Origin of the sequence: uncultured Mucilaginibacter sp. (assembly GCF_903913935.1) — a bacterium.
Lineage (GTDB): Bacteria > Bacteroidota > Bacteroidia > Sphingobacteriales > Sphingobacteriaceae > Mucilaginibacter.
Genome location: NZ_CAIWNH010000234.1, coordinates 1 through 8,929, shown reverse-complemented (window position 1 = coordinate 8,929; position 8,929 = coordinate 1). Strand labels below are relative to the sequence as shown.

Annotated in this window: 10 protein-coding genes; 4 read left to right on the top strand and 6 right to left on the bottom strand. The window is 40.2% G+C overall.

The window, feature by feature from the left end; genetic code table 11:
• Window positions 1-42 precede the first annotated feature (42 nt).
• From QZY09_RS09070 to QZY09_RS09060, 3 genes are all read left to right on the top strand, one after another.
• Window positions 43-489 carry a hypothetical protein gene (locus QZY09_RS09070; RefSeq protein ID WP_295671367.1) on the top strand — a complete coding sequence of 149 codons (447 nt, stop codon included), beginning with the start codon at window positions 43-45 and terminating at the stop codon, window positions 487-489.
• A gap of 237 nt (window positions 490-726) precedes the next feature.
• Window positions 727-1,305 carry a hypothetical protein gene (locus tag QZY09_RS09065; protein ID WP_295671365.1) on the top strand — a complete coding sequence of 193 codons (579 nt, stop codon included), beginning with the start codon at window positions 727-729 and terminating at the stop codon, window positions 1,303-1,305.
• A gap of 72 nt (window positions 1,306-1,377) precedes the next feature.
• On the top strand, window positions 1,378-2,097 hold the full coding sequence (locus tag QZY09_RS09060; RefSeq protein ID WP_295671363.1) for a hypothetical protein: 720 nt from the start codon (window positions 1,378-1,380) through the stop codon (window positions 2,095-2,097).
• Between the two features lie 179 nt (window positions 2,098-2,276).
• Here the strand turns inward: QZY09_RS09060 and QZY09_RS09055 are convergent, their stop codons facing one another.
• The 5 genes from QZY09_RS09055 to QZY09_RS09035 all read right to left on the bottom strand — a co-directional run bounded on the left by QZY09_RS09055 (window position 2,277) and on the right by QZY09_RS09035 (window position 6,249).
• Window positions 2,277-3,365: an NHL repeat-containing protein gene (locus QZY09_RS09055; RefSeq protein ID WP_295671361.1), complete on the bottom strand. Its 1,089-nt coding sequence runs from the start codon at window positions 3,363-3,365 to the stop codon at window positions 2,277-2,279.
• A gap of 170 nt (window positions 3,366-3,535) precedes the next feature.
• Entirely contained in the window at window positions 3,536-4,369 is an 834-nt protein-coding gene (locus QZY09_RS09050) for a universal stress protein (RefSeq protein WP_295671359.1), read from the bottom strand.
• Window positions 4,370-4,486: 117 nt separating this feature from the next.
• Window positions 4,487-5,395, bottom strand: coding sequence for a cation diffusion facilitator family transporter (locus QZY09_RS09045; protein ID WP_295671356.1), 909 nt, complete (start codon window positions 5,393-5,395; stop codon window positions 4,487-4,489).
• A gap of 89 nt (window positions 5,396-5,484) precedes the next feature.
• Window positions 5,485-6,006 (bottom strand): lipocalin family protein, encoded by a 522-nt coding sequence (locus QZY09_RS09040; RefSeq protein ID WP_295671322.1) that lies wholly within the window; start codon window positions 6,004-6,006, stop codon window positions 5,485-5,487.
• A gap of 33 nt (window positions 6,007-6,039) precedes the next feature.
• The gene (locus QZY09_RS09035) at window positions 6,040-6,249 is read right to left on the bottom strand and encodes a hypothetical protein (RefSeq protein ID WP_295671320.1); all 210 of its coding nucleotides are present in this window, start codon (window positions 6,247-6,249) and stop codon (window positions 6,040-6,042) included.
• Between the two features lie 258 nt (window positions 6,250-6,507).
• Between QZY09_RS09035 and QZY09_RS09030 the strand changes: the two genes are divergently transcribed.
• Window positions 6,508-7,851 (top strand): polysaccharide deacetylase family protein, encoded by a 1,344-nt coding sequence (locus QZY09_RS09030; RefSeq protein WP_295671315.1) that lies wholly within the window; start codon window positions 6,508-6,510, stop codon window positions 7,849-7,851.
• A gap of 4 nt (window positions 7,852-7,855) precedes the next feature.
• Here QZY09_RS09030 and QZY09_RS09025 read toward each other — a convergent pair whose 3' ends face one another.
• Window positions 7,856-8,881 carry an acyl-CoA reductase gene (locus tag QZY09_RS09025; protein ID WP_295671312.1) on the bottom strand — a complete coding sequence of 342 codons (1,026 nt, stop codon included), beginning with the start codon at window positions 8,879-8,881 and terminating at the stop codon, window positions 7,856-7,858.
• Window positions 8,882-8,929 lie beyond the last annotated feature (48 nt).

Genomic DNA, 8,929 nt, shown 5'->3' with positions numbered 1-8,929 from the left:
TTAATAAACCAACTAATTATTAACCTTTTAATTTAAATTATTATGAACTCAACTGTTGAATTAATTTTCACTGTGTTAGGCGCTGCCTTTACTTTGCTAACGCTTTATGGGGCGGCAACACTGAGCAGAAAACTTTTTCTGTCAGGATTATTTTTCTTTAGTTTTCTTCCTGTAATCGGCGAAAGTATGGCCTACAACGCTGATAAGGCTTCCGTGCATGTGATGGTAGCCTTCCTGTTTCTGATCCAGTTAGTGCTGGCCCTTCCAAACACTATTGTTTACGGGCCCGAAAATGCTGCTGCGGTGAAAATATCATCAAAAATTGCTTTTGCCTTCCTGCTTATCAATGTGGCGGGGTTTGTATTTATTTTATGTTTAAAAGCAGCGGTTCCGGTTCAGTTTGGGTATTTCCATGTGGCGCTTTCGCTGGCAGTGCTTTACCTTATGATCCGGAGGTTAAGCAGTAATAACACCGTTATGTTAAAATAACAGATCCACTATTTTTTGGCATGGGTAAAGCGGCTATGAGAAGGCTGGTTTGCTCATGTCTTTATGGATTTTCTGTTCGCGCGTCCACAATCAGGCCTGGTACCCGGCGGACAGACGCTATTCTTAAATTGATTTGTCGATTAGCCGCTGTTAGAGAGTCTTTGCTACAAGTTCTCTTGCAAACATATTTTCAGATATTTTTATTAATTTTGATAAACTTAAACTCTAAACACAACTATGAATTTCCGAAAAAGATTCAAAAAATGGACCATTAATAATAAAGATATTTTAGACTTCTTAGTGGTGGCAGGCACTGTCATTATTGCGATAGGTACGATAATTTTAGTTATCCCAATTATTATTGATGCTATTGCAAAACTTAAAATTAGTGCTAATTGGCTTCGTGAAATATTTTCGCTATTAAAAATAAGTGTTGAAGTACCAATAATTATTCTAATATTAATAGGTGTTTATTTCGCGATTTTTTATCTGAGATCAAAAAAGAGGCTTCAGCGAGCACCATTTAAAACGTCGTCGTTCATTGGTACCTGGCGAAATGATTGGGGCGGAATGAGGCCAGGCTCACAGGTTTTTGAATTTACAAAAAATGGTGAGTATATTATATCTGGTGTTAATTGCCTTAAAATTGAAGGCTTAGAATATGATTCAGAAAAGAAAAAAATTAAATTCATTAAAGCAAGTACCACACCGGGCGACAATAGGCTTCTTTCGAACATATTAACTATGGAAAGCAATAATTTATTGGTTGGCACCGAAAATAATTATGAAATAAAATACACAAAGCTATCAGATTGATAAATAGGCGGAATTATACCCAGCTCTTCCAAGTAATTAAGGCTTATCAAACCAAACTACTAATACGCAAAGATGAATATCAACTACGTTGGCCTGATTGTTCAAATTATATTATTAACGATAGTGATTTTTGGCATTTTTTTCAAGGCATATGCGGGCGAAAAAGGAAAAAATCAGGCCACGAAAGAAGACATTGGAGAAATCACGAAAGTTGTAGAAAGTATAAAGACTGAATTAAGCGAGAGTATCGAGCTTTATAAAAATAATTTAAATTATAAGGCAGAACACCACACCAGTTTAAGATCTTATGAGAGGGACGCAATTTTTGAACTCGATTCCAAGATTTCATCTTTGATTTCTTACTTAATGGCCGTTGATTTATCTGAAATTTCATTTGAGCGTTTTAATGAATTAGAAATTGTTGATTTGGAATACGAAAAATATTATTTTGATTTCAATCAAGCAGATAATAGGTTGGATTTTTTTATTGAAGATGACGAATTTCACAATTTGAAAATAAAGTTTCTTGAGGCAATATTTAAAATTAAACAGTTATATTCTGCGAAGACGGTAAAGTTGATTGGTTTATTAAGCGAAGTAAGTCTTGAAATTAAAAATAAGCCAGATATCGAATATGAAGCAAAGATGAAATTGATTCAAGACCGTCTTGAATTAAGTAAATCTTGGATTGATGAAAGATTGTTAATTTATTATGAGGTTAGGGAAACTCAAATTAATATGCGTGAATATCTTAAAAAAAGATTGTCTGAACTATTAAAGGTTAAAGCTTAGTTCAAAACGTTGTATTATCAAGTATTTTATAGTACAAGTCTCTGAAAATACGTTGCTTTCATCAATGATATTTTATTAGCTGGTAATGATTGTTTCATACCGAGGAAGATTTCTGTCCACACGTCCACCACTACTTTTAGTACCCGGCGGACGGACACTTATCTAACAAAAGCACCAATCTATTTACTGATCTTCAAAATGGTATTATAGCCATAATCTGCCACGTAAACATTACCTGCGGCATCTACCGCCACGCCATAAGGCCCCTTAAACAATTTGCTGGCGCTCGTGCCTGAAACGCCAAGCGTAGATACAACACCTGCGGGAGTGATCTCGCGTACGATGTTATTGCCATAATCAGCCACATAAACATTGCCTGAAGCATCCACGGCGACACCGGTAGGGCCGTTAAACGAAGCCTTTGTACCGGTGCCATTGTTTGCACCCAGGGCGCCACTGCCTGCAAAAGTGCTTACTACACCTGCGGGGCTTATCTCGCGGATCAAATTATTGCCTTCATCGGCCACGTAAATATTACCGGCAGCATCAACCGCTACGCCTGTTGGCTGGTTAAAGGTAGCGGTAGTATCAGCGCCGTTATTTGCACCGGCCGAGTCTTTGCCTGCCAATGTGCTTACCATACCGGTATTGCTGATCTTGCGGATAAGGTTATTGCCGTAGTCGGCCACATAAACATTGCCGGTAGCATCAACGGCAACCCCCTGCGGGAAACTAAATGAAGCGCCGGCAGCCGGGCCATTCGTGTTCCCCCGCGCTCCGCTGCCTGCTAAAGTAGTAACTACTCCGGCCGGACTGATCTCGCGTATAAGATGGTTAATGTTATCTGCGACATAAATATTTCCGGCACCATCGACAGCCACACCGGTGGGTTGGTTAAATAAAGCATAAGTACCTGTGCCGTTGGCAAACCCTTCGGTACTGCCGGCAAAAGTGCTTACTGCTGCAGTGGTGCTGATCTTACGGATAAGGTTATTGTGGTAGTCCGCAACATAAACATTACCGGCAGCATCTACGGCAACACCGGTTGGTTCGTAAAAAGTGGCAAAAGCACCGGTGCTATTTATCGATCCCTGGGCACCGCTGCCTGCCAGGGTACTCACACTTACTGCAGAAGAAGCGGGCACTTTGTTAAATTCAAGTTCGTTACCGCAGGCAGAGATAAAAAGTGCAACTATCGCCAATAAAAAAAAGCTATTTTTAATGGATGCGGGATGATGTGTAATTGCGTTTAAGTTTTTTAAAGGCATTGCTTATGGGGTTGAGCCTGGTCTAACTCTTCCCAAAGATAATATACAATTGCCAATAGTAAAACCGGTTTATGTATTAATTGTATACTGTTCAAAATAAAACTTCACCCACCCGGGTTAGCACCTAACCCGGGGGATAAAGTTTACAAAAGGTTTAAGAGTGAAGAGTATTAACCCGGGAAGACCAATACCGGGATGTTATTGTCTTTTAAGACACGTTTACTTTTACTGCCGATCAATAATTCTTCCATCAAATAATGTTTGTGATGAACCATGGCAATAAGGCTGGCATTTACATCTTCTGCATACTCATTTAATTGCCTTGCAATGTTTTTCCGCGGGAAAGTTATTACCGATAGTTTTGAATAGTTGATATGCTCTTTGGTTTTAACCAGGTAGCTATCCGCCATCATATCATTCTTGTCGGTAAAATGAGTGACGATGATTTGCGCGCCTTCGTCATTAGCCAAACGTGTCAGGAACCTGGTAACATCTTTATATTCGGCAACAAGGTCATTAGCAAATACAATTGTTTTAAGCCGGTTATACCTGAAGTTTTGGGGTACAAACAGAACAGGGCAGGGGGCATCGTCCATTACATTATCGGTATCACTGCCGTTAATTAAATGAGATAAAGTGTTACCGCTTTTTGATCCTGTTACAATCAGGTCGATATTTTCATTAACAGCTAATTGTTTTACACTTAGGCCCAGGTTATACCCCGCTTCATCTAAAACGCCGATCTTTGGGACGTAGCCACCCGGTTCCAAATGTTGCTGCAGATCAAGCTGAAGCTTTTTTAATTCATCCATATTTTCCTCCTCCATTGTTGTAAAATCCTCATACAACCATGCGCCAGATTCAGGAACATTTAAAGCGCGCACCTTCTCAAACGAATGATAGAGAATCAGATCGGCATTAAAATGTTGCGCCAGCCTTAAGGCATAAAGTGCGGCGTCTTCAGCCTTTTTCGAAAAATCAGTCAATACAAGTATCTTTTTCATTTCACCAGGATTTGAAAACAAAATTGGAGTAACCTGTTCATTTATAAAATGACGGCAGTCATAATTTAAATTGATTTTGGATAATAAATAATGGGATCGGATTAAGCTGCGATACTTTTATTGCAGGCCATCTGCTGCTACGGGTTCAATAAAGATCTGCTTGATGCGCGGAAATTCCTTTTTGATTGTTTTGGTGATCCTTTCGATAGCATCGGTAATCTGGTGGGTGGTCAGGTCGTCTTTAAAAACAGTATTTAACTGCAGGATCACTTCTTCCGGCGCAAGGTACATGGAGAAATGCTTTTTAACTTTTATAACCGAGCCGTCACTTTCTGTAAGGGCCACTATGCGCCTGAGTGTCTTTCGGCTCGTGGTTTCGCCCATCAAAAGGCTTTTACTTTCATTTACCAATATCAAAGAAATCACGATCAGCATTACGCCTATGGCCATGGAAGCGATACCATCGATATGCGGGTTATGGTAGTAACGTCCGATAGAGATGCCGGCAAAGGCAATCACCAGGCCCGCCACGTCGCCTGCGTCACCCAGCAGGGTAATAAAGGTGGATGGGTCTTTACTTTCTTTTATCGTGCGCCAGAACGATTTTTTACCACGCTCAACATTAAAGACTTTCAATACATTGTAAAGGGAAATACAGGTAAACAGGAAAGCCGTTAACAAGACGCCGTAGTTCCAGGCAGGGCTGCCTTCAAATTCAGGATGCAGAAAATGGTAGTAACCTTCGTAAAAGGAAACACAGCCGCCTACAATGAAAATGATCAGCGATACGATAAACGACCAGAAATACAATTCCCTGCCGTAGCCAAATGGTCTTTCTTTGTCGGGTAATTTCCTGCTAACTTTAACGCCCCATATCAATAATAACTGGCTGCTTGCGTCGATAATGGAATGGATCCCTTCAGCAATCATCGCAGCGCTTCCGGTAAAAGCTGCCGCTATAAACTTCGACAATGCGATCAATAAGTCGGCTGCAAGAGAAATATAAATAAATGACCTTGACTCCATTGAACGGTGTTTTGAAAGGTGGGATTTTTACCCAAATTTAGTTAACAATAATTAAGCCCGGTTGTTAGGTTTGTCGGTGTTTTTTTACATTAATTGCAGCTTTGATCAGTGTTAACCAGTTTTTTAAGGTCGAAGCCTTTGCTTGCGGCAAGCTCAGTGAGATGGTGATACGTAGCCTCATCCAGTTTGGGTTTGCGGCTCAATATCCAAAGATATTTGCGGTTGGGGTGGCCAACCATCGCATAGCTATAATCGGGGGCAAGCGCAATTATCCAGTATTTACCGCTAAAGGGCCAAAAAAACGATACGCTGAGTTTCGCGTTGGTCAGTTTATCTTTTACCACCGCTTTGCCATTCGCGGTTGTTGTTTTGCCATTTCTTTTGCAGGTGTTTTTTACGGCGATGTCCCCATTGCTTTTGAGGCTGTATTGCGCGATGGTGCAGGTGCAGCCTTTTTCAAAAACCTGCGGAAATGCAGCTATTTCATACCATTTTCCCAGGTACTTTTGCAAGTCGACATGGCCGACGGTTTCAAGGGGTTTGTTTTGCGCCCTTAAAGAAAAAATGGGAATAGATAAAAAAGCCAGGAAAGCGAGCAGTTGTTTTTTCATGAGGTTGATAGATATATATATATATGATATGTTTTAAAAGAAACTAAGTTCATTTTTTGGTTTGTCGGCATAACCCCATTCTTCATTTTTCTTCAATTTGGGGTATTTAACCCTGGCGTCCTTTAAAATGCAGGCCACCATCCAAACGATTAAAAAGGCTGACACAATGTATAAATAAGGTACCAGTATAAATAATAAACCGGTATTTATCAGAATAGTATAAATTACCAGATACGCAGTCATTGCAATGATTGATTTTTTTGCGCTGAGCATAATATTAAATCCGATAAATAAACACCTTGAAAGATAAATATGTTTCGAGAGTCAGAGTAATTATTAAATAAAGAATAGCGATTTGCAAAAATGGCAGGTTTAAAACCTAATAGCCCCTGTGTTGTTATCACTGGCAACAATATATTTAACGACATAATACACATAGGGTGCCATGTGGTTTTTTAAATAGATTATATTTGGTCTCTAATTGGAGTTAACCCTATCAGGATGAAACCTTTATTTATTGCTGTTATTATCTGTGTTAGTACCGTTATGGTCAAAGGCCAGGCAGTTACCGGTCAAACCACGGTGACCAAGTGGCAATATGGTAAAAACGGAGCTGTTTCAATTACTTATGATGATGGCTCATATAACCAATTTAAATATGCGCTGCCGGTAATGGAACGGCTTGGTTTGCCCGCTACTTTTTTTATTGTTACAGGCGGCATGCCAGGCTCAAAATATCATGGACAATTTATAGGCAGGCCAGTGAAAACCATTATCGCCGAATCGGCAACTATACCAACTAATGCACAAAACTTTTTGGAACGATGCTCCGCAGCGGGCTATTTGGGCTATAAGGGAACTATTACTTATCATACCAAAGCCGCAGGCCTTTATGACGATGGAAAAACAGATCAGGCATTTAAGCTCATGGATGAACTATATGCCAAAGTAAGGCATGGCGGCTTTAAACCCGGTTATCAGCCCTGCGATGAGGTATTGCAGGAAAAAGGATCTACCTGGGAAGATTTCAGAAGGGATGCGGCCAAAGGGTATGAGTTTGCAAGCCATTCCATTACCCATGCAGGTATGCCGGGGCTCGATTCGGTAAATATTGTTTATGAACTAACTAAAAGCAAGGAAGAAATCAGAAACCAGATGGGCGAAAAATATACCTTTTCATCCGAGGTGCCATATGGCTATGAAAATGCAAGGGTAATGAGCATAGCTTATAAAATTTACCCCGCATTACGTAACCGCATGCCTGAACCCTGGTTAACCGAACTTGACAGGCCAAGTAAAAAGACGCCGGCAGTTAATGACAGGGATTATGTACAATGGCAACGCGAGATCAATACCAGGGCGCCACTGCAATTGATGCAATCGTGGGTGGATACAACAGTAGCACGGAACGATACATGGCTGGTGCTGGTGATTCACGGCGTAGAGGGGCTTGGTTACGAAGCAAGGCCGGTTTCTTTACTGGACACCTATTTTCAATACATCAAAATCTTTGACAAAAAGTTATGGGTAGCCACATTTGGCGATGTAACTAAATATATGCGGGAGCGGGAAGCTGCTGCCGTTCAAAGTGAAATAAACAATGGTAAGCTAAAAATAACACTATGTCAGTCGCTCGATAAAAAAATGTACAATTTGCCTTTAACGCTTAAGACCTATGTGCCTTACGGTTGGAAAAGGGTACATGTTAAGCAAGGCAAAAGACTGCAGTCGGTTAAAACAAATAAAGACAAAAAGGGAACGTATTTGCTTTATCAGGCTACTCCTAACAGTGAGCCAATAACTTTATCCGGATTTAAGTATTTTCCTCCGCAGACTGTAGAATGAACCATCAATTAGCTGTTAAAAACTGCATCGTATCCACACCGTCGGCATAATCCCATAATGCAGGTTGCTGGCTTTGGCCAAAATCAACCACCTGGTTGTTTGTTTCCAACGGAATTGCGCTAACTATACATTGTATGCGTTCGCTTTCTTCAACCAGTTTTGATTTTGCTGCATTCAGGTCGTCATAATATTCAAAATACAATACACCGAGCGGGGAGGCCAGGCGGGTATCTTCCTTTAAGAGCAAAAAGTTGTTATCCAGGTGTTTGTCGCTGTTTACCAGGTAAATGGATTTATTATAAAAATAATTGTTGTTATATTTATTATGATTGATGATGTCGTTATAAACTTCTATCGACTCAAAAAAGAAATTAAAATTATAACCTTTTGGCACCAGTAATTTGGATACGTTACGACAGCCTAATCCAAAATAATCAAAAATGTCATGACCAAGCTGGTATAGTTGTTCAGCTGTTTCGTCACCGCATATCACCGCAATGCTGCTCCTGTTTTTGCGGATGATATTGGGGACTTTGCCAAAATAGTATTCAAAGTAACGCGAGGTATTGTTGCTGCCCGTAGCAATTACCGCGTCGAAGTCCGTCAGTCTTTCAACAAAGTTGTATTGCTTTTTAAAATGAGGTGCTATGGTTGTTAATATCTCCAGAACTCCTTTTATAAGGCGGGCATCCTGTGATGAGGCTTTAATCAGTGCATAGTTGCCGGTGATTAAAACACATAGTACATCATGAAAGCCAACCAACGGGATATTACCTGCAAGGATTAGTCCTACTTTCTTTGCGGGTTCGTTTTCATCAAAGTCGTAGCTATCCAGCCATAAACCCAGCTCTTTATTGTTGAGCATTCCACCAATTGCTTTTACTGCATGTAAAACACTATCCGCTGTGAACCAGGCATTATAATGATGTTCCGTTTCAATGATGGCAAGCAGGTTTTCATCGGGGGTAATTAACCTGGTGCCGAGATCGGAAAATATATTTATGAGCTTTGATTTGTTAAATTTTGACATATATATGGTATGTATTTCGTCTCACAAAACCTTTTTTTGTTATATTTG